12 protein-coding genes are annotated in these 19,481 nt (G+C 71.3%); 4 read left to right on the top strand and 8 right to left on the bottom strand.

The window, feature by feature from the left end; all coding sequences use genetic code 11:
• Nucleotides 1–458 precede the first annotated feature (458 nt).
• Nucleotides 459–812, top strand: coding sequence for a response regulator (locus WMF22_RS12720; RefSeq protein ID WP_437299348.1), 354 nt, complete (start codon nucleotides 459–461; stop codon nucleotides 810–812).
• Here the strand turns inward: WMF22_RS12720 and WMF22_RS12725 are convergent.
• The gene (locus tag WMF22_RS12725; protein WP_438035937.1) at nucleotides 781–6,276 is read right to left on the bottom strand and encodes an AAA family ATPase; all 5,496 of its coding nucleotides are present in this window, start codon (nucleotides 6,274–6,276) and stop codon (nucleotides 781–783) included. The genes WMF22_RS12720 and WMF22_RS12725 overlap by 32 nt on opposite strands.
• Nucleotides 6,277–6,711: 435 nt before the next feature.
• The gene (locus tag WMF22_RS12730) at nucleotides 6,712–7,149 is read right to left on the bottom strand and encodes a nucleotide triphosphate diphosphatase NUDT15 (RefSeq protein ID WP_437299350.1); all 438 of its coding nucleotides are present in this window, start codon (nucleotides 7,147–7,149) and stop codon (nucleotides 6,712–6,714) included.
• A gap of 235 nt (nucleotides 7,150–7,384) precedes the next feature.
• Between WMF22_RS12730 and WMF22_RS12735 the strand changes: the two genes are divergently transcribed.
• Entirely contained in the window at nucleotides 7,385–8,074 is a 690-nt protein-coding gene (locus WMF22_RS12735; protein ID WP_438035938.1) for a hypothetical protein, read from the top strand.
• Between the two features lie 118 nt (nucleotides 8,075–8,192).
• Here the strand turns inward: WMF22_RS12735 and WMF22_RS12740 are convergent, their stop codons facing one another.
• The 3 genes from WMF22_RS12740 to WMF22_RS12750 all read right to left on the bottom strand — a co-directional run bounded on the left by WMF22_RS12740 (nucleotide 8,193) and on the right by WMF22_RS12750 (nucleotide 10,899).
• Nucleotides 8,193–9,074, bottom strand: coding sequence for a tRNA1(Val) (adenine(37)-N6)-methyltransferase (locus WMF22_RS12740; protein ID WP_437299352.1), 882 nt, complete (start codon nucleotides 9,072–9,074; stop codon nucleotides 8,193–8,195).
• A gap of 72 nt (nucleotides 9,075–9,146) precedes the next feature.
• Nucleotides 9,147–9,833 (bottom strand): hypothetical protein, encoded by a 687-nt coding sequence (locus WMF22_RS12745; RefSeq protein ID WP_437299353.1) that lies wholly within the window; start codon nucleotides 9,831–9,833, stop codon nucleotides 9,147–9,149.
• Nucleotides 9,834–9,981: 148 nt separating this feature from the next.
• Nucleotides 9,982–10,899, bottom strand: coding sequence for an SIMPL domain-containing protein (locus WMF22_RS12750; protein WP_437299354.1), 918 nt, complete (start codon nucleotides 10,897–10,899; stop codon nucleotides 9,982–9,984).
• A 196-nt stretch (nucleotides 10,900–11,095) separates the two neighbouring features.
• On the opposite strand from WMF22_RS12750, the gene WMF22_RS12755 reads away from it, so the two are divergent.
• Nucleotides 11,096–13,264 (top strand): serine/threonine protein kinase, encoded by a 2,169-nt coding sequence (locus tag WMF22_RS12755; protein WP_437299355.1) that lies wholly within the window; start codon nucleotides 11,096–11,098, stop codon nucleotides 13,262–13,264.
• 19 nt (nucleotides 13,265–13,283) lie between these two features.
• Here WMF22_RS12755 and WMF22_RS12760 read toward each other — a convergent pair whose 3' ends face one another.
• From WMF22_RS12760 to WMF22_RS12770, 3 genes are read right to left on the bottom strand one after another with little or no spacing between them, the layout of a single operon-like run.
• The gene (locus WMF22_RS12760) at nucleotides 13,284–15,743 is read right to left on the bottom strand and encodes a SpoIIE family protein phosphatase (RefSeq protein ID WP_438035939.1); all 2,460 of its coding nucleotides are present in this window, start codon (nucleotides 15,741–15,743) and stop codon (nucleotides 13,284–13,286) included.
• A 17-nt stretch (nucleotides 15,744–15,760) separates the two neighbouring features.
• A complete protein-coding gene (locus tag WMF22_RS12765; protein WP_437299357.1) occupies nucleotides 15,761–16,138 on the bottom strand; it encodes a hypothetical protein in 378 nt (125 codons plus the stop codon).
• Nucleotides 16,119–16,643, bottom strand: a complete 525-nt coding sequence (locus tag WMF22_RS12770) for a hypothetical protein (RefSeq protein WP_044964684.1) — start codon at nucleotides 16,641–16,643, stop codon at nucleotides 16,119–16,121. Before WMF22_RS12770 ends, WMF22_RS12765 begins: the two co-directional genes overlap by 20 nt.
• Nucleotides 16,644–17,116: 473 nt before the next feature.
• Here WMF22_RS12770 and WMF22_RS12775 point away from each other — a divergent pair, with 473 nt between their 5' ends.
• Nucleotides 17,117–19,468 (top strand): PQQ-dependent sugar dehydrogenase, encoded by a 2,352-nt coding sequence (locus WMF22_RS12775; protein WP_438035940.1) that lies wholly within the window; start codon nucleotides 17,117–17,119, stop codon nucleotides 19,466–19,468.
• The last annotated feature ends 13 nt before the right edge of the window (nucleotides 19,469–19,481 follow it).

The raw sequence follows: 19,481 nt of genomic DNA on the forward strand, positions 1-19,481 counted from the left end.
CGCTCGCCGGCCGGCCCGCGGCGAGGCGCGGCGCCGCGCGGGGGGCCGGTCCCCGCCGAGCATGGCGACGGGCGAGCCGGCACGGCGGCAGGATCGTCACGATCACCTCGGTCGTGGGCTTGCAGGCAGAGCCAGGCCGCGTGCCTGCCTGTCGGCGGAAAGGCGGTTGCCGAGGGAGTAACCGCCCGGCGATGAGGGGCTTTCCGAAGGCCGGCGGGAATCGGAATGGCTATACTCGAATGGCCATGAGGACGCTCTCGGTCGAGTCCGTCTGCGCCGGCGCGCCAGGAGCGAGGAACGGCTGTCCAGTACAGTGCAGAAGATGAGTGTTGATGGCTGACGGCTAGCGGATCGATGTTGAGGAGAGCTCGACGGAGTCATCGGGCTCCCGCGCTGAGTGGACGGAAAGGTGGCCTGAGCCCTGTCGGTCACTCTGGGGGCCATGGAGCGAGGTGACGATGCATATTCTCGTTGCGGAAGATGACGACGACCTGCGCGAGCTCGTGGTGATGACGCTCTCGGTGGAGGGGTTCCAGGTGCAGACAGCGCGGCACGGACAAGAGGCGCTGGAGAGGATAGGTGAACACATGCCCGACCTCATCCTGCTCGACATGAAGATGCCGGTCATGGACGGCCGGACCTTCGCGCGGGAGTTTCAGAGCCGATACGGCCGGTCGGTGCCCATCATGGTCCTGACCGCGGCCGAGCACGCCGCCCTTCGAGCCCAGGAGATCGGCGCGGCAGGGTGGATCGCGAAGCCCTTTCACTGCGACCAGCTGGTCAGGATGGTGCGGTCGCACCTTCGCATGTGAGGGGCAGGCGGACGTGGAACGTGCTGCCACGGCCCTCCTCGCTCTCGAACCACATCTCGCCTCCGTGGCGCACAACGATCGCGCGCGACAGGTACAGCCCCGTCCCCATCCCTCCGTAATCGTGGGGCGTATCGGTGTGGGCGCGATAGAAGCGCTCGAAGATCCGCGCCCGCTTCTCCACGGGGATCCCCACCCCCTGATCGCGCACGGACACCAGGGCGTCGAGCGCGTCCGCCATCCGCACGTCGAGCTCCACCTCGCCGCCGTCCGGTGAGTACCGCAGGGCGTTGTCGAGCAGGTGCGCCACGACCCGCTCCAGGAGCTCGCGGTCCCCCTGGAGCACCACGGGCTCGGCGCACGTGACCCGGATGCGGCGCGACCGCGCCCCCTGCTCCAGGCGCGCCGCCAGGCGGTCGACCAGCTCCCCGAGATCCACGCGCTCGAGCACCAGATCCAGCCGGCCGAGCTGGACTTGCGAGAGGAACAGCAGATCGGCCACGATCCGCTCGATCCGGTCGGCGCCCCGCAGCAGCCCGTCCAGGATCCGGCGCTGATTCGGCGGCAGCTCCGTCGCCGTGCGCAGGAGCATCTCGGCATAACCCATGATCACGGTCACGGGCGTCTTGAGCTCGTGCGCGGCCACGCGGAGAAACTGGTCCTTGAGCCGGTCGAGCTCCACGAGCTCGGTGACGTCCCGCACGACCGCCACCGCGCCCACCACCTGTCCCCCCGCGTCGCGCATGGGCGACGCGCTCGTGTGCACGTGGCGGGTCCGCTCCGCGCCGGGGAGCGAGATCGTCCCCTCATCCAGGGCCACCGTCTCGCCGTCGAGCGCGCGCACGAGCGGCGTTTGCTCTGCTTCGTAGGGCGTCCCGTTCGGGCGGTCGAAGCGGAGCCGCCGCACCAGCTCCGCGATGGGCCCGCGCGCGTCGTCCGGGCTCGCGAGCCCTGCGAGGCGCGCCGCCGCATGGTTGGCCAGGGTGACGCGCCCGCTCCTGTCGACGACGAACACGCTGTCGACCATGTTGTCGAGCACCGCTTTGATCTCCAGCTGGCTCCGCTCGAGGTCGGCGTAGAGCATGGCATTGTCGAGCGAGATGGCCGTCTGGGCGCCGAGCAGCTCGAGCACCCGGATCGTGCCGGCCGTGAACGCCCCCGTCGCGACGTTGTTCTCCAGGTAGACAAGACCGCTCAGGCGCGCCTGCCGTACGATGGGGAGGCACAGCAGCGAGCGCGGCCGTCTCCGGGTGAGGTGCTCGTCCGAAGCGAACCGCGTCGCCGCGGCGGCCTCGTCCAGGATGACGGGCTCACGCGTCCGCGCGACGTAGTGGAGGATCGACATCGGGAACGCCGCCGCCGAGGCCGGGACGCCCTTGTGGCTCGCGACGCGGATCTCCGTCCCGTCGGTCGTGGCCTCGGCGTAGACGGCGAGCTCGCCGTCGCGGACGAGGATCAGCGCCCCTCTCTGCCCGCCGGCCTGCTGGAGCACGATCTGCAGCAGCGTCTCGCTGAGCTTCGGCAAGAGGATCTCGGACGAGATGCTCTGCAAGGCCTTGACCACCGAGAACAGGTCGAGCTGCTCGGGCGCGGCCACGAACGTGGCGGTGAGCGCGACCGATTGTCGCTCGACGAGCTCGGGGTAGCATCGGTCGAGGCTCTGGACCTTGCCGTCGGCGCCCCAGCGGACATAGCAGGAGCGGGCCTCGCGCAGGTAGGTGTCGGCGAAGCGAACGAACCCCCGCGCCCGGTAAAACCGAGACGCGAGCTCGAAGGCGAGCGCTTCGACGTGGACGAAGCCGCTGTCGCGCGCCGAGTGGACGGCCTCTTCATAGGAGCGCATGGCGTCGAGGTCCCGGCCCTCGGTGCGGGCGACCTCGGCGGATACCAGGGCGTAGCGGGGCCGGAAGTTCTCGGGGCAGTTGTCGGCCCAGAGCTCCAGCCGCTGCAATTGCTCCTCGAGCGTCTGCGCGAACTGCCGCTGCTGCTCGGCAGTGGCCTGCGCATGGAGCGCCGTCAGCGTGAGCGCGTGGTAGAAGTGATGCATCGCCTCGATCGCCATGGATGCCACCTGGTGCAGCATCGACCCGGCGCTGGTCGCGGACTCCAGCGCTTCGGCATAGCGTTCATGGGTGAATGTCGCCATCTGCTTCATGACGTGGTAGTATGTAACGCCAAGTCCGAAGCCCGCCTTCTTGAGGGCCGCGACGCAGCTCTCCTCGTCGAAGGTGCCGTCGCTGAAGCTCGTGGGCGCCTGCGTCGCGCCCTTCAGGCTCGCTGCAAACTGCTCTTCGAGCCGGAGGACATGGTACACCACGTCATTGTGGGTCTGCCGGGCGAACGCGATGTGCTTCCGCGCGACATCGATGACATGAACGAGCGGCTCTCCGCTCTCCAGGACGAGCCATGTCATGTTGTAGGTCAAGTAGCCGGCAAAGACGAGATCTCCGATGTCGAGGCAGGCGAGGAAGGCCTGCTCCATGAGCGGGAGGCTCGCCGCGAAGCGCCCGCACCAGACCTTGATGACGCTCGCATTCTGGAAGAGCAGCTTCCCTTTCAGCTTTGCCGTGGCGCTCTTGAATTTTTCATTCAGCCTGAGCGCCATCTCGGAGAACTGAAGCGCGCGCGGGATGTCGCGGTAGATCGAGACCAGCACCATGCCGTAATTGCTGTAGATGAAGGACGACTCTTCGGCGTGCCCGCGCTGCAGGGAGACGCTCACCCCCTTGGCGGTGAGCAGGACCCAGAGCGCTGGTCGCGAGGTGTATACGATGGGGAACGACTCGGCGATCAGGCCGATGAGCGCCCGCGCGCCGTCGTCGGTGGCTACAGGCGCGTCGACGAGGTCGGCGATGGGGCGCCCCTGCAGGTTGATCGAGACCTGCCGGATCTCGGCCTCCGCGGCCATCCGGAGCTCCTCGTCGGACTCCGGGAGCATCACCCCGTAGAGCTCTAGGGCCTGGATCATGACGGCCACGGCGTCGCGGTGCCGTCCGGCGATCTGGTAGAGCCGCAGGCGCGATCGGTACGCCCTGGATCGGTCGGGCCTGGAGCGGGCGTACTGGAGGATCAGGTCGAACAGCGCGTCGGCCTGCTGGAAGCGGCCGACGAGGTACTCGCATTCGGCGAGCTCCAGGTGGAGCGTGAATGCATCCTCGTTCCGTGCGCTCCAGGCGTCCGGTGGCAGCAGGGATGTCGCCTGGGCCAGGTAGCTGCGAGCCGACGCGTACGCCACCGAGGCTTTGGCCTTGGTCCCCGCCAGGAAGTTGAGCCGGCAGAGCGCCTCCTTCTCGCGCGGGTCGGTGAGGAGGTGGGCGCCGTGATTGAGCTGGTTTGCGACGTCGAAGGCCCGCTCCGCGATCCCCTGCTCTGGCAACCGAGACAGGAGGAGCCGGCCGAGCTGAAGGTGCATCCCGGCGCGCAGCTCCGCCGGGATGAGCGAATAGGCCGCTTCCTGGATGCGGTCGTGGAGGAACTTGTATGTGCTGTCCACGCGGATGACGAGGCCCGCGCGGACGGCCTCCCAGAGGTCCGCGTGTACGTCGTGCTCCACGCTGCCGCGGACCATCGCCAGGAGGGCGACCTCGGCGGTATTCCCCAGACAGGCGAGCTGCTTCAGCGCTTCCTGGGTCTTCTCGGGCAGCCGCCTGAGCTTGCCGACCATCAGGTCGACCACGTTGTCGGTGTAGCCCTTCTCGCGGATCTTCGCGACGTCCCACCGAAAGGCCTCCGTGCGCTCGTCGAACTCGATCAGGCGCTCTTCATGGAGCGAGAGGAGGAACTGGATGGCGAAGAAGGGGTTGCCGGCCGTCTTCTCGTAGGCGAGATCGGAGAGCGGCGCGCCGTCCTCGAGGCGGCAGCGGAGCGCCTCGCCGACAAACGCGGCGAGGTGCTCGCGCGGTATCGGGCCGAGCACGATGTCCGAGACGCGCGCGCCGTCTCTCCGCACCTCGTCCAGCGTCACCAGGAGCGGGTGGGTGGGGGGCACCTCGTTGTCGCGGTAGGCGCCGATGATGAGGAGATAGCGCATCTCAGGGTGGGCCAAGAGGTCCTTGAGGAGCCCGAGGCTGGCCGCGTCGACCCACTGGAGATCGTCGAGGAAGAGCGCGAGGGGGTGCTCCTTCTGGGCGAACACCCCGATGAAGTGCCGGAGCACCATGCGGAAGCGGTTCTGCGCCTCGGTCGGCGGCAGCTCGGGGACCGGCGGTTGCCGTCCGACGATCAGCTCGACCTGCGGGATCACCTCCACGATGAGCTGGGCGTTGACCCCGAGGACGTCGAGCAGCTGCCGTCTCCACGCCGCGATCCGCTCCTCGCTCTCGGCGAGGAGCTCGATCGCGAGCTCCTGGAAGGCCTGGACGAGCGTGGCGTAGGGGATGTCGCGCTTGTATTGATCGAATTTGCCCGAGAGGAAGAAGGCCCGCTCCCGGATGATCGGCTTGTGCAGCTCATGGACGAGCGCGCTCTTGCCGATCCCGGAGTATCCGGAGATGAGCAGGAGCTCCGGCGTCCCCGTGGCGACCACGCGGCCGAAGGCCCGCAGCAAGGTGGCGATCTCCGCCTCTCTGCCATAGAGCTTCTGCGGGATCTGGAGCCGGCCTGTCGTGTCTCGCTCGCCCAGCGCAAACGGCTCCACGCGCCCGCTCGCGCGCCACGCTGCGAGGCACCTCTCCAGGTCGCGCTGGAGGCCGCGCGCGCTCTGGTAGCGATCCTCGGGCATCTTGGAGAGGAGCTTCAGGGTGATCCGCGAGATCGTCTCGGGCACCTCGGGGACGAGCTCCGACGGCGACGTGGGGACGCGGGCCACGTGGCAATGGACCCATTCGACCGGGTCGCGCGCCTCGAAGGGGAGCCTGCCGGTGAGCATTTGATTGAACGTCACGCCGAGCGAGTAGAGATCGGTGCGGTTGTCGATGGCCCGGCTCGTCCGACCTGTCTGCTCCGGCGATAGATAGGGCAAGGAGCCCTCGATGAGCCGGGGGGGCTGCGCGCGCTGCTGCTCGCGGGGGAGGCGGGACGCGAACCCGAAGTCGGCGATCCTGACCTCGCCGGAGGCGGGGTTGACGAGGATGTTGCCGGGCTTCAGGTCCTTGTGGATGATGTCCTGCTGGTGGACGTCCGCGACCGCCGCCGCGATGCGGATCGCGAGGGGGAGGAAGCGCTCGATCTCCATGGGCGTCCCGAGCAGGTGATCGAGGGACTGGCCGCCGAAGTCCTCCAGGATGAGGGCCGGCATGCCCTGGTACGTCTCGAGGGCGAGCGGCTTGATGACGGCCCGGGCGTCGAGCAGCTGTCCGAGCTCATACTCGTGCTTCAGCCGCTCGCGGTCCTTCGGGCGGCTGCGCCGCGGATCGAGCACCTTGAGGATCACCGGACAGCGATCGGCGCTCCTGACCGCGCGGTAGACGACGGCTCTGCCATCGAGGGAGAGAGGCATGGTGATCGTGTACGGGGAGGCGAGGGGCATGGAGAGGGTTCCTGATGCGCGACACGCTCGGCGAGGACGATGAGGCCGCGCGCGCGGTGCTCCACGGGGCTCGGGCATCGTCGGCCGGGCCGCCGAGCCGGACCGAGAACGTGATTGAGCGCATCACGCGGGCGCGAATCGATACCAGCCGGGCTCGGCGCCCCGTGCCGGCAGGATCCTGCGAAGACGTGACGGGCCGTGATGCCATGCGCTGTCGACATGAGTGTGATCTTGTGCCTCACGTCGCGGGCGTCATGAGTCTGCGTTCCAGAAAAGGAAATGCAGCCAACCAGGCAAGGCGGGTCCGGCTATGCTTGCCCGGACGGTGAGCCCACAGTTCGTCCAGGCGCCCTACCGCGACATCAAGCCGGAGAACCTCTTCATCCTGCGGAGGCGGCGGCGCCGGCGCCGTCCTGCGCGCGCATGGGGCCGGGATCAGGGATTGTAGCGGCGGCCGCTGCGGTAGCTCGCGATGGCCAGCTCCACCGGGCGGAACAGCGGGGTGGGCAGCGCGTCGAGCGGATACCAGCCCCAGCCGGCGATCTTGTGGGGCTCGCGCTCCTCGGGCTCGCCGTCGAACTCCTCCGCGAGGAGCTGGATGTCCACATAGTGCTTGCCGTAAGCGAGGATGTTGCTGAGGCACAGGAAGGAGAGCTTCCTGACGACAAGGCCGCTCTCCTCGCGCACCTCGCGGACGGCGCAGTCCTCGAACGACTCGCCGAGCTCGAGGTGGCCGCCGCACCACGAGTAGCTGCCGTCGCCGTGGCTCCCGCGGCGCCGCGCGAGCAGCACGCGCCCGTCGCGCACCAGCATCACGCCCACGCCCACCAGCGGTCGCTCCGCGGCCTTCCCTCCGACGATCGCCTCTCCCAAGGACACCTCCCCGCACGCGACGCCGCCGTGCGTGGAGCGCGCTCTAGCACGGCGCGCAGCGGCGCCGCTCGGGAGGCGGCGGGTCGACCCGCCGCGCCCGCTGCGCCAGCCGCGCCAGCCGCGCCCGCCCCGCCAGCCGCGCCGCGCACGGACCCACCCCGCGCACGTGCAAGCGCCGGTACCGATTGACTTTTCAGTGAACACGCGTACCGTGCCAGACACGATGGATGTGTCCTTGCCCTGGGAGCTGAACCCCGTCCTCCAGCAGAGCCGGCTCGTCCTCCTGGCGCAGACGGCGGTCGATGTCCGCAACAAGGCGTTCAGCGAGGCGAACCGCGAGGAGGGCGACACCAGCTGGGGCATCGGCTGCAAGGCGCACGAGCGGTTCGGTCATTCCCTCTGCAAGATGGCAGAGAGCGGGAAACACCCATGGCTGTCCGTCCATCGAGACGGGCTGTACTTCATGCCGCACATCGAGGGCGTCGCCGTGCGCGTGTACCGCGGTCCGGCCGACAAGCCCTCGCAGCGGCACCTCGAGGCCGCGCGCAGCGAGCACGGTCGCCGCTCGGAGTCGCGGCAGATGGCCTTCTCGTTCATGGGGCAGGAAACCGAGCCGGATGGCCCGTGGTTCTGGATGATGGCCGTGGAGACGGACGTCGAGGGGAGGGCGCTCCGCGCCGTGTTCTTCCAGGCCAACGAGGCCGGCGGGACCCGACACGCATGGGAGGCCCCGGTCGAGCGGGTGTCCGCCGAGCCTGCGCCTGCGCCTGCGCCTGCGCCCGAGCCGGGAGACAAGCCGGCGCGTCCGGCGCGACCGCGCACGGCACAGGGCCAGCAAGCGAAGGATGCGCTCCTGTCGCGCGACGGACGGCCGCTGGTCCGCGCGCAGACGATGACCCTTCCGCTCGTGTCACAGCCGAGCTGACGGCCGGCGAACCAGGCGGAGCCGCTGGAATGTGGGCTGTCCTGTCGCGGGGTGCAGATTCGTGCGCTCCGCGACAAGGCGGTGAGCCCCCGCCGACACACCCGCGCAGGAGCCCGGGCTATACAGGCATTCCCATCGTCCGGCGGAGCGCGTCGAACTCCTCGGTGAAGCGCCCGTTCCCGCCCCGCAACACGAGCGGCGGCTCGTCATCACACGACGCCACGGCCTCGGCGCGGCGCAGGGCATAGACCGCGAACAACGCCGCCTTGCCCTCCTTGGGCACGACGTCGCGCCACGCCTCGAGCGCGAGCCCGGCCGCCGCCGCCGCCGCCTCGACGCGAGGCCGCTGCCGCGCCCCCGCGCAGGCCACGAACGGCGCGCCGGGGGCGAGCAGCCGCGCGGCCGCGAGGCAGTAGTCCTCCACGCCGCCGCGGTGCTCGAAGCGGCACGGCCCGCACTGGAGCCGAGCGGACTCGATGCCGGTGCCGACCGGCAGGTACGGCGGCGTCCCCGTCACGAGCTCCGCGGGCGCGAGCCCGTCGAGCACCGCCGGATCGCGCAGGTCCCCCCACCGGACCTCGCCGCGCGCGTCGACGCCGTTCCACGCGACCGAGCGCCGCGCCATCGAGGCGCTCACCTCCTGCGCCTCCACGCCCGCGCAGCGCGCGTCCGGGAAGCGCCACGCGGTGAACAGGAGCACCGTGCCGATGCCGCAGCCGAGGTCGACCGTGCGGCGCGGGGGCGCGTGCGCAACCCGCTCGGCCGCGAACCAGGCGGTCACGAGGTCGTCGGCCGACCAGCGGTGCCCGTCGAGCCGCTGCAGGATCCGGAAATCGCCCGAGAGATAGCAGAGGTCCTCGCCGGGGCCGGGCCAGACCTCCGGGCGATCCGGCGTCGCCGGCCGCGGCCCAGGGGCGACCCAGCCGGGCGGCCGGCGCGCAGGGCGCACGACCCCGCCGCGCGGCGCGAGGGAGGGCTGGACATCAGGGGGAGCGATCATCGACCCCATGTACCACGCCCCCGCGGCGTCAGGGGCGCGCGCAATCCCCCCCGAGCGCGCGGCCCCGCGGCGTCATTGGTTCTTGCAGTAATCCTCGAGCGAGGGATCATCGCAGAAGAGGCACGGGGTTGTCTCGCAATCCAGCGGAGGGCACGACGTGGGGCAGGTCGGCTCGTTCGGATTGCAGTGGATGATCTGCCAGGTGAGCGAACTCACGTCGTCCGGGTCGGCCGCGCAACGGCACTTGTTGATGGCGTGCGATGCCATCATGGTGACCGTGTGGCACTCCTTCTCCGGCGTCACCCCCTCTGCCGGGATTGGCGTCGTGAGATCCCACGTGAGCTCGAAGGGGCGCTGTCCGCCAGCCATGGTCCCGGCCGGGAACACCTGTGGGAACGTCACCCTCCGGAACGGGAGCGGGAACGGGGAATCTTCACTGCTGCGCCGCCCATAATCGATGTACAGGACGCCCTGCAGAGGGGTGCCGTTGTCCTCGGACAGCACCGTCGCGCCGAAATTCTTGAAGCTGTCCTGCTGGTCGACGATGTACACGGGTAGGTGCTGGGGAGGGAAGACCGCCGTGAGCACCGGCGCGGTCCGCTCGGGGTGCTCGTACGTCGGCGGCTCGAGCACGAGGCAGCCCGTTGTCGAGGCGGCGAGCGCCGCCGCCGCGAACGAGCGAGCGAGCGCGGCGGAGCGGCGCGGGCGCGCCGCGAGGACAGGGGCACGGCGAAGGGAAGGGCGGGGCGGAGCGATCATGGTGCGCTGTGCAGGGGCCGATGGGAGATGGGTCTGTGCTGGGTACCGGGACTTTACCCACTGGGGCGACGCGCGGTGGATCTAGCTGGAATCCGACCGCCGCCGCGCGGGCAGGCGCGCCCGCGGCCCCTCCCTTCGCGCCGCGGCGTCACTTGCGCGGGCCCGCCGGCGCGCTCTCCAGCGCGTAGACGACCTTCACCTGCGTGCCGAACGGGACCTCGCCGGACGCCACGGGCGTCCCCATGTCCGCGGAGTACGCGCCGGAGGCGAGCGCGGCGCGGGGGGCGTAGATCGGGCCGTGCTCGACGACCTCGCTGATCGAGACGACGCGGCCGAGCGAGACGCCCTGGAGCCTGGCCAGCGCCTCGGCGCGAGCCCGCGCGTCCGCGATCGCCTTCTCCCGCGCGCGCGCCTCGAGCGGGCCGGTCTCGTCGAGGCCGAACGAGACGCCCCAGACGTTGTTCGCGCCGGCGGCCACGGCGGCGTCGAGCACCGGCCCGACCTGATCGAGGTTGCGGATGACGACCATCACCGTGTTGCTGACCTGATAGACGTGCGACGGCGGAGGCGGCGCTGCCGGCGCCAGGTCGGCAGGCGGCGGCTTCGGCGCGGGCGGCTGAGGCGCCTTCGGTCCGCGCCCCGCGGGGGCCGCGGGGGCCGGGGCCGCCGGCGCCGGCGCGACCGCAGGGGCGGGCTGCGCGTGGCCCATGGCCATCCAGGGCGGCACCTCGGGCTGCCGCACGAGCTGGATGGAGTAGTTGCTGGTCTGGATGTCCTTCTCGGCCAGGCCGGCGTTCTTGAGCGCCGCGAGGATCTCGGTCATGCGCGCCGCGGCGAGCTTCGTCGCCTCGTGCACCGTCGGCGCCATCACCTCGATGCCCATCTGGGCCCGGGCGACGTCCGGCCTCGCGCTGACCTCGCCGCGGCCGACGACCGTGATGGAGTTGACCTCCGGAGCGGCGGCCACGGGCGGCGTGGCCTGCGCCGCGCACGCGGCGAGCAGCGGCGTGACCGAAAGCATGAGCCCGGCGAGGTACGCGCGGGGCAGGGAGCGCTGGTTCTTCATGCCCCTGCAACGCGCGCCGCCCAGGCCGGCTTACAGGGGGCGCGCGCTTCGGCGCCCGCGCGCTCGCCGCCGCGAGCAGACCGGCGGGCCGCTCGCCGAGCCGCTCCGGCGGCGCGCCGGCGACGCCCGAGGCGGCGGCGCTCTGCCCCCTCGGCAAGTTGTTCCACGCCGCGCCGGGTGCGCTATGGTCGTTCACGTGCTCACGATACCCAGCGATGAAGAGGCCCTCGGGGGTCTGCAGGGTGCCACGATCGCCAGCGACCTCTCGTCAAACATCGGCTACCGGATCGTGTCGCGCGCCGGGTCCGGGGCGATGTTCGTCTCGTTCTACGCGGTCCGCACCGCGCCCGAAGGCGAGACGCCCGTGGTCGTCAAGATCCTCCGGCCGTCGCTCTTCAGGCAGCTGGGTCCGTCAGCGGCCGTCATCGTGAAGAAAGAGGCGGTGTCCCTCGGCCGCCTCAACGAGCAGGTCCCCCCGACCCCCTTCGTGGTCCGGCTCATCGACACCGGCACGTTCGAGGTCCGCCGCGGCACGAAGGCGCTCAACCTCCCCTGGATCACCATCGAGTACGTGCACGGCGGCGTCCAGGGCGTGACGCTCCGGCAGCGGGTGCAGGGGACCATCCAGGCCACGGGCCACGCGTTCGATCCGGCGCGCGCGACGCGCGCCATCGAGTGCATCGCGAGCGGGCTGTCGGCCGTGCACGACGTCGGCGTCGTCCACCGGCAGCTCACGCCGGAGAGCATCCTCTGCTGCGGCTCCGGCGACGACGAGCTGTTCAAGATCAGCGACTTCGGCATGGCGCGGCCGCGCGGCATCCGCGAGACGATCATGGCCGGCGTCGTCGGCAACGCCGGGGTCGTGCCGCCGGAGATGCTGTCCGCCGATCCGAGCACGATCGGCCCGTGGACCGACATCTTCAACCTCGCGTCCGTCATCTTCTTCCTGCTGACGGGCGAGGAGTACATCGTCGCGGAGTCGCAGGCGCAGGCGCTCATGGCCGCCATGGCGCGCACGCGCCGGAGCATCGTCGAGACGCGGTGGCTCCACCCGGCGCTGCGCGGCAACGAGCAGGCGTGCAAATCGATCGACTTCGCGCTCCGCTGGGCGTCCACCGGCGAGGCGCAGGAGCGCCTCCAGGAGGCGGTGGCCGTGGCCGCGATGCTCTCGCCGTACCTCCGCCCCGCCTCGCCGATCTCCGCGCTGGAGCAGCGGATCGTGGCGAGCGCGGGGGAACCGCGCGTGCGCGCCGCGGAGGAGGTCGGCCCGATGACCGTCCCGTCCACGCACCTGAAGGCGCCGGTGCTGCTCAAGGGGGAGCTCGGCCAGACGCTGCTGTCGCCGCGAAACGCCAAGGCCGCCGAGCGCCCGAGCCAGGACCGCCCGATCGAGGCCGAGATCATCAGCGCGCCCCCGCGCGCCTCGCGGGAGCCCGCGCCGCGCCTGTCGGCGGTCGTCGAGCGCTGGACGTGGAGCGTGCTCCACCACCCGAGCCTCGATTCGGTCATCCGGAGCGTGGCCTGGGACGGCTATGGCCGGTGCCTCGCGGCGGCCACGGCGGGGCTGCTCTTCTGGAACGGGACGAGCTGGAGCGAGGCGTCGTCCGGCGGCCTCCCGAGCCCGCAGGGCGTGCGCTTCGTGCACCGGATCGGGCCCGGCCGGTGGCTCATCGGCGGCGACGCCTCGACGCTCGCGGTGTACACGACGGGCGGCGTGACGGGCGTCTTCCAGCTGCCGGGAGAGCCGCAGAGCCACGTCGCGCTGAGCGGCGACCTCGAGGACATGGGCATCCTCGTCTCGACGACGCCGAACGATCCGCGGCCGCTCCTCCACGCGTTCATCGCCAAGCGCTGGCTGCGGCCGATGCCGGCCGACGGCGTCGCGCTGCTCGCCGCGGTCGCGCGCGTCGAGGACGAGCGGTGGCTCGTCGTCGGCCGGTCGACCACGGGCGAGGGGCTGGTCGCGCTCTACGCGCCGCTCGACTGGCACCTGGAGCGCATCCCGGCGCCGCCGGCGCGGGCGTTCGTCGCGTGCGCCGGGCGGCCCGATCTCGGCGTGGGCATCGCCGTCGGCGCGGAGGGCAGCGTCGTCTGGCGGTACGGGCAGAGCGTCTTCACGGAGATCATCGAGCCGCGGCGCGCCCTGTCGGCCGCGACGATCGACGCGGAGGGGCGCGCCTGGGCGGGCAGCGCGGGGCGCATCTGGGTGCGGCGCGGCGGCATCCCGCCCATGGCCGGGGTGTGGGAGTGCGTCTGGGAGAACGACGCCTGGGTCGGCCCGGTCGTGTCGCTGTTCGTCGACGGCGAGGTGGTCGTCGCCATCACCGCGGACGGCGGGATCATCGAGGGCCGCGTCACCGGCTGACGAGCCCGGCGAGCCGCCGTCACCGCGGCGCGCGGTACCTGCCCACGACGATCGTGATGTCGTCGTCCGGGCTCGGGCACCAGCCGTCGACCTCCCGCAGGATCCGGTCGCGGATGTCGTCGACCGGCGCGTCCTGGGCGGCTTCGACGGTGGCGCAGAGCCGCGAGAGCCCGAACTGCTCCCGGTGCGCGTTGCGCGCCTCCGTCACCCCGTCGCTGTAGAGCACGAGCAGGTCGCCGTCCTCGAGGAGGAGCTCGGCGTCCCTTGTCATCGCGTCGATGGACGGCAGGACGCCGACCCACACGCCGGAGCTCGGGATGCACTCGCTCCTCCGCGTCCTCGCGCGGCACACGATGATGTCGTCGTGCGCGCCCGCGAACGTCACCCGCCCGCCGCGCTCGTAGCGCAGCAGCAGCAGGGTCGCGTGCTCGTCGCGCTTCAGCCGGTCGCGGATGTTGTCGTAGATCGCCCGGTTGAGCGCCGAGACGACCTCGCCCGGGCGGGCGCCCGGATCCCTGCGCGTCATGGCCGCGACCATGCTCTGGATCATCAGCATGACGAGGCCCGCCACGAGCCCGTGCCCCGCCACGTCGCCGATCCCGAGCCACCCGCCGTCCCGCGTGGGGAGCACGTCGTAGTAGTCGCCGCCGACCTCCGCGGCCGGCCGCATCATCGCGGAGAGATCGAGCCCCTCCACGTGCAGGTGCGCCGGGACGAGCGTTGTCTGGATGTGCTTCGCGACCAGGGTCTCCTGGTGGACCCGCTCCTGCTCCAGCCGCTCGCGCACCTCGACGTGCCGGACGATCTCCCGGTGCATCGACACCGCCTTCATCGCCGAGCCGATCTGGAGGCGCGCCGCGTCGTAGACCATCTCGTTCGCGCCGCTGTTGACGAGCGCGACGCCGTAGTGCTCCGTCTCGCCGAACGTGAGCGGCATCGCGACGACGCTCCAGCGCTCCGACGAGCTCAGGAATCCGGGCGGCGCGAGGCACGAGGACGCGAAGCTCGCGGGCGGCGGCTCCACCTCGCGGCTGTTCTCCATCAGAAAGAGCGACTGCAGGGTGGCGCGCTGGGGATCGTCGAAGAGCGATATGGCGACGTGCGTGAGATCCAGCTTCGGCAGCTCCGCCGCGAGCGTGCGCCGGAGGGTGGGCATGCCGAGGCAGGTCGAGAAGAACATGCCGGTCCAGCTGAGGTTGACCGACGCGCGCTCCAGGTACAGCCGCTTCTCGCCCTCGGCGCGGACGGAGGCGTGGCTGATCAGGATGCGGCACGTGTGCCAGAGCCGCTCGAGGCGGTCGTCGGAGGCGCCGCCGGGCGCCCGGCCGATCTTCGCGCGGAGCAGGGTGATCGCGCCCTGGAACTGGTCGAGGGCGACGCCCTCGCGCCCCGCCGCGTCGAGGAGGTCCTGGAGCGCCGCCGGGAAGCGGCCCTCCCGCCCGCTCAGCTCCTCCTCGAGCGCGGAGAGCAGCTCCCGGGGCCAGGCCTCACGCGACGCCGCCGGGACGGTCACGCACCGCGCGAGCGCGCGCTCCAGCGGCTCCCGCTGCGCGGCGATGGAGAGCGGCTCGCGGCGCGGAGGCGCCCCGGTCGCGCGCGGGAGGGCAGCGTAGTAGCCGCAGCCGCACGACTCGCGCCGCGTGAGCTCGACGGGGAGGAGGCTGCACTCCGGCACACGCTCGCCGCGGAGCTGGCGCACGACCGTCTCGACGGCGAGCGCCCCGATCTCCTTGATCGGGTGGCGGACGGTCGTCAACGACGGCCTGGTGACGCGCGAGACGGCGACGTCATCGAACCCGCACACGAGGACGTCCCGAGGGACGTCGATGCCGTGCGCCTTCAGCGTGTCCATCGCGCCGAGGGCCATGTTGTCGTTGCCGGCGACGACGGCATCGAACTCGACCCTGCGCCCGAGGAGCTCGCGCATCGCGCGGCGTCCGCCGTCGATCAGAAAATCGCCGTACACGAAGAGGCGCTCGTCATAGGGGAGCGCGCGCGCCTCGAAAGCCCGCCGGTACGCCGCGGCGCGCAGCTTCGCCTCCTCGTTGTTGGCCGGCCCGCTGATGTAGGCGACGCGCTTGCACGCGTGGTCGTCGAGCACGTGCGCGACCGCCGCCTCCCCCCCGACCGCGTTGTCGACGATGACGCTCGGGACGCCGTCCAGCGCGAGCCCCACGCTGCACACGGGCAGGGGCGCGAGCGATCGGCAGAACTCGTGCGCTCCCTCGGGGCCGACGTGGTTCGTGAGCGCCGACGACATGATCACCGCCCCATCGACCGTCGCCGCGCCGATGAGCGAATAGATCCCGCCCCGGGCGTCCAGCGTGAAGCCCTGGCGGGCGCGCGTCTCGCCGAAGGCCACGATGAGGTTGACGTCGTGCGCCTCGGCCGCGCGCTCGACCCCGAAGCGCGCCTCGGACTGGTACTCGCCGCAGAGGTAGTCGGTCAGGAGGGCGATCGTGTGGCGCTTCGCCGCCATGATCTATCGCTCCCCGTTCACTTGTCGTGGATGGAGACGAGGCCGGGGGACATGCGCTCCAGGGCCGCCAGGCTCCGCCGCTGCCACCCGAGCCGCGCGTCCGTGACGAACCGGATCTTGCAGCTGGGGCCCTGGCCGGTGACGCCGGAGATGAAGGCGATGAACGCCTTCAGGCAGCTCGAGTTCAGGAAGTACAGCGCGCGTATGTCGAACTCGACGGCTGCGAGCGAGAGGCGCCGGACCTCGTGCTGGACCTCCTTGCAATAGGCGCCGAGCGGCGCGGCCGCCGCCATGTCGCCCGTCCCGGTGAGCTTGATACTCAGGTGATCGCCGAGCAGCGCCGGCTCGATGCCGAAGCTGTCCGTTGTGATGCGATCAACCCTTAGGCTGTCCATTCATCCTCCACCGCTCGAGCGGCGCGTGCGCGATGATCGTGAGCTCGTTGCCCTCGATCTTGTAGTCGACGTCGAGCCCTCCCTCGGCGCGGACGCGCGCGAGGCCCAGGCCGGAGACGCCCTCGACCATTGCTGTCTCCGTGATGAGGTCGTCGTAGTGCTTCAGCGGGTCGCTCGCGGTCTTCAGGTCGAGCAGCCGCTTCTCGACCTCTCGCAGCCGCTCCGGCGATGCCTCGTTGCGCGCGCGGATCTTCATGATGTGAGACCGCTCGTCCTCCTCCAGCGCGAGCTCGAGGCTGACGCGAGGGCCGGTGGAGTATTTGGTGATGTTCTCGGCGAGCTCGTGCGCGGCCATGTAGAACCGCGAGCTCACATTCGCGTCGTCCAGCACCGCGCCGCAGAAGCTGGACACCAGCCGCAGCACCGCCGTCGCCAGGCGCTCGCTCGGAAAGAAGGTGATGCAGAGGAATAGCGAGGCGCTCTGCGTCGGTTCGGGGGATGACACAATCTGTTATATTACGCCGCCCTCGCGCAGGATCCAACCCCTAGTTCCGCGGGCGGCGCGGTTCTCGTTCCGCTCTCGTGAGCGCGTGAGCGCGGGCGAGCGCGGAAGACGGAGGGCACGCAGAGCGAACTCCGCCATCGCGCCTCCGATGTGATGCGGTTCTCACCTCGGAATGTGATGCGCTTCGCAGTTCACGCGGCGGCGCGCTTTCCTCCAGGGCATAACGCGACGCGTTGCCCGCGGCGGAGTGGCATGCTCGTTGATGACGAACGTGGCGTCCATCGGTGCCCAGGTGTGTCCATGGATCCGGTGCGGCCACCGCGCGCCTCGCGCACATACGCCTTCACCTGAGGGAAACATCCGGCCGGGCGACCCAGCAAAGGGGGTATTGCTGTATGGAACAACGATGCTTCTCGCTCGGGCCGCCCTGGCCACTCGGGCCGTCGCGCCGCCGCCCACATCGCTTGGCGGCGATGACGGGCGCCCCCTTTCTCGTGATGCGCGGCGTCCTGGCCGGCGCCGGCGCGGCGGCGGCGATCGGCTGCAGCACCGCGCCCGGGACGGAGGGCGAGCTCGAGCGCCCCGCCGGCGCGATTCTCGGTGTCGGAGAGGGGGATTCGGCGGCGCTCGGAGCGGCCTCGGCGGCGCTGTCGAGCGATGGTGAGCCGTGCGCCGACGGGGCCGCGCTGCCGCCCGATCCGCTGCCGCCCGCGCGGCTCTCCGAGACCGGGCTCCACGCCGACATCTCGACGCGATCGCGGGCAGCGGGCGCACGTGAGTTTCGTCCTGCTCACGAGCTCTGGTCGGACGGGGCGGCGAAGCGGCGCTTCGTGTACCTGCCGCCCTGCTCCACGGTCGACACGAGCGACATGGATCACTGGTCGCTGCCGGTGGGCGCGCGCTTCTGGAAGGAGCTCCGCGCGGACGGCGTGGCCGTGGAGACGCGGTTCATCCACCGTTTCGGGCCGGGCATCGACGACTGGCTGTTCGCCGCGTACGCGTGGGATCCGGCGAGGAACGACGCGTTCCTCGTCGAGGCGGGCGTCGAGGACGCGCGCGGGACCGCGCACGACATCCCGCGGACCGAGGACTGCTGGGAGTGCCACGGGAAGCTCCCGGAGCGCGTCCTCGGCTTCAGCGCGCTGCAGCTGAGCCACGATGGACCGGGCGAGACGATGGCGTCCCTGAGCGACGCCGGGCGGCTCACCGTCCCGATGCCGGGAGGGGTGCGCCCGCCGGGCGACGCCCGGGCGGCCGCCGCGCTCGGCTATCTCCACGCGAACTGCGGCAATTGCCACAACAGCACCGGCGTCGCGACCCTGCGGACACGCCTCCTCGCGGCGAACACCACGGTGGAGAGCACCGATACGTACACGACCGGCGTGGGCGTGACACCCAGCTTCTGGGAGCCCGGCGCGCTCTACCGGATCACGCCGGGAGATCCCGAGTCGAGCGCCGTCGTGCTGCGGATGGAGCACCGCGGCTCCAGGGCGCAGATGCCCCCGCTCGCGTCGGACGCCGCCGACGCGGCGGGCCTCGCGGCTGTCCGCTCCTGGATCGAGGGCCTCGGGCCGCCGCCCGGGGCAGGGAGCGGGGGCGGCGCCGCAGGCGGCGCGAGCGTTGGCGCCAGCAGCACGAGCGCGAGCTCCGGCAGCGGCACCAGCGGCAGCGACGGCAGCGACGGCTCCGGCGCCGCGTGCGCCGGGGTGCCGCGCCTGAAGCTCACGCAGGTCGCGGCCGGCCTGGCGACGCCCGTCTTCCTCGCGAGCCCGCCGGGCGACCGAGCGAGGATGTTCGTTCTCGAAAAGGACGGCGTCGTCCGCCTGATCAAAGACGGTGTCCTCCGGTCCACCCCGTTCCTCGATCTCCGGGGTGGGACATCGTGCCCGCCGTCGCGGCCGGCGAGCGGGAACCCGCTCGTGTGCGCGCCCAGCCCGACCGCGGAGGGCGGGCTGCTGGGGATGGCGTTTCACCCGCGCTACGCGGAGAGTGGCAGGTTCTGGCTCTTCTACACCGCCGCGCCCAGGGGCAACGTCACGATCGCCGAGTTCCGCCGCTCGGCCTCGAACCCCGATGTCGCCGACACGTCGGCGGGGAGCGTGCCTGTCCGGACGCTCCTCGACGCGAGGCACGGCGGCTGGAACCACGCGGGCGGCACGCTCGCGTTCGGCCCCGACGGCTACCTCTACGCGTCGGTCGGCGACGCGGCCGTCACGCCCTATTCGGCCTCTCCAGCGAAGGATCTCTCGTCTCCGCTCGGGAAGATCCTGCGGATCGACGTGGACAGCGGGCTCGGCCCGCCAGGCAACCTCTCCGGCCCGGGCGTGAACCCGCTCGTCTGGGACTACGGCCTGCGCAATCCGTGGCGCATCAGCTTCGACAGGGGCACGGGGGATCTCTACATCGCCGACGTGGGACAGAACGCCTGGGAGGAGCTCGACATCGAGCCGGCGCGCGCCGGGCGGCGCGATTACGGGTGGCCGGAGATGGAGGGCGACCACTGCGTCGCCGCCGGGTGCTCCCGCGTCGGCGTCGCGCCCGCCGTGGAGCACAGCCACTCGAGCGGAGAGGGCGGCTCGATCACGGGCGGCTACGTCTATCGCGGCTCGGCGATTCCGTGCCTCAGGGGAAGGTACGTTTACGGCGACTACGGGACGCACCGCTTCTGGACGCTGCGGTGGGACGGATCGAGGGCGCGGGATCACGTCGAGATCACGGCGGACCTCGAGTCGAGCCTGCCCGCGGCCTCGTTCGGCGAGGATGCCGCGGGCGAGCTTCACGTCGTCATGCTGACCGGCGAGGTGTTCCGCGTCGATCCGAGGTGAAGGCCCAGCGCCC

The organism is Sorangium sp. So ce204 (assembly GCF_051526795.1).
Classification (GTDB): Bacteria; Myxococcota_A; Polyangia; order Polyangiales; family Polyangiaceae; genus Sorangium; species Sorangium cellulosum_B.

What these genes read in the sequence shown, in the direction of transcription:
- WMF22_RS12720 (WP_437299348.1), top strand. Translation starts at nt 459, where the DNA reads ATGCATATTCTCGTTGCGGAAGATGACGACGACCTGCGCGAGCTCGTG.
- WMF22_RS12725 (WP_438035937.1), bottom strand. Translation starts at nt 6,276, where the DNA reads ATGCCCCTCGCCTCCCCGTACACGATCACCATGCCTCTCTCCCTCGAT.
- WMF22_RS12740 (WP_437299352.1), bottom strand. Translation starts at nt 9,074, where the DNA reads ATGATCGCTCCCCCTGATGTCCAGCCCTCCCTCGCGCCGCGCGGCGGG.
- WMF22_RS12745 (WP_437299353.1), bottom strand. Translation starts at nt 9,833, where the DNA reads ATGATCGCTCCGCCCCGCCCTTCCCTTCGCCGTGCCCCTGTCCTCGCG.
- WMF22_RS12750 (WP_437299354.1), bottom strand. Translation starts at nt 10,899, where the DNA reads ATGAAGAACCAGCGCTCCCTGCCCCGCGCGTACCTCGCCGGGCTCATG.
- WMF22_RS12760 (WP_438035939.1), bottom strand. Translation starts at nt 15,743, where the DNA reads ATGGCGGCGAAGCGCCACACGATCGCCCTCCTGACCGACTACCTCTGC.
- WMF22_RS12765 (WP_437299357.1), bottom strand. Translation starts at nt 16,138, where the DNA reads ATGGACAGCCTAAGGGTTGATCGCATCACAACGGACAGCTTCGGCATC.
- WMF22_RS12775 (WP_438035940.1), top strand. Translation starts at nt 17,117, where the DNA reads ATGACGGGCGCCCCCTTTCTCGTGATGCGCGGCGTCCTGGCCGGCGCC.